This is a genomic window from Bacillus sp. AFS001701 (assembly GCF_002559405.1).
In the GTDB taxonomy this organism is placed as follows: Bacteria; Bacillota; Bacilli; order Bacillales; family Bacillaceae_G; genus Gottfriedia.
The window spans coordinates 1-1,327 of sequence record NZ_NTZO01000599.1 but is presented as its reverse complement, the minus strand read 5'-3'; the positions used below and the strand labels follow the sequence as shown (position 1 = coordinate 1,327).

The following is a 1,327-nucleotide window of genomic DNA, read 5'->3' as shown; positions in this document are numbered from 1 at the left end:
GCTTGTTACATATAGTTAAAGGCAAAAGTTTATTGGAATTTTTATATAAATATATTTATTTTTAAGGACTCGTCCTATTTTCTGAAAAAATGGGTGTAAAATTTAGAAGAAACATTGTCAATTATTGCGTCCTTCTGCATATGATAGAGTAATCCATAAAAAAGGGTAGAAAATCACCTACCGAATTAGTTTATGCAATTGTGTATTACTGTGTGACGATTTTTTTATTTTTACAAATAAATTAAAACAAGTAAGGGAGGGAAAGAAAATGAGTAATGAAAATAATGAACATGAACAAAAGCATAATTTTACCATTTCACAGGAAGACTGGACCCTCCATCGTAAAGGACACGACGACCAACAGCGCCACCAAGAAAAGGTACAAGAGGCGATTAAAAAGAATTTAGCAGATTTGATCACAGAAGAAAGCATCATCATGTCAAACGGGCGCGATGTAGTAAAAATTCCAATCCGGTCACTAGATGAGTATAAGATTAGATACAACTACGATAAAAACAAACACGTTGGTCAGGGTACTGGAGACAGTAAAGTTGGCGATGTAGTGGCAAGAGATGGTTCACAAGGTGGCCAGCCTCAAAAGGGAGCTGGTAAAGGGCAAGGCGCTGGCAAAGAATCAGGTGAAGATTATTACGAGGCAGAGGTTTCACTAATGGAATTAGAGGAAGCTCTTTTTAGTCAGTTAGAATTACCTGATCTAAAACGAAAAGAACAAGACTTAAATACAGTAGAAAACATTGAATTTAATGACATTAGAAAAACTGGGTTAATGGGTAATATTGATAAAAAACGTACGATGATGTCAGCGTTTAAACGTAACGCTATGAGGGGTACGCCATCATTCTATCCGATATCTCCAGAAGACTTAAAGTTCCGTACATGGAATGAAATTAGAAAACCAGAATCTAAAGCCGTCGTACTCGCAATGATGGATACAAGCGGAAGTATGGGCTTATGGGAAAAGTATATGGCACGAAGCTTCTTCTTTTGGATGACTAGATTTTTACGAACAAAATATGAATCAGTTGATATCGAATTTATTGCACACCATACAGAAGCAAAAGTAGTTACAGAAGAAGAGTTCTTCACAAAAGGAGAAAGCGGAGGAACAATCTGTTCATCTGCTTATCGAAAAGCTTTAGAAGTAATTGAATACAAATATTCTCCTGAAAGATATAATATCTATCCATTCCACTTCTCTGATGGAGATAATTTAACATCTGATAATGCTCGCTGCGTAAAATTAGTTCAAGAATTAATGAAAGTGAGCAATATGTTCGGATACGGAGAAGTAAACCAATACAATCGA

General features: G+C 35.6%; 1 protein-coding gene. It reads left to right on the top strand.

The genetic code is table 11. The features are described 5' to 3' along the window. Window positions 1–268: 268 nt before the first annotated feature. Window positions 269–1,327 (top strand): sporulation protein YhbH (gene yhbH, locus CN514_RS23730; protein WP_098234679.1); only part of this gene is annotated, 1,059 nt, incomplete at its 3' end.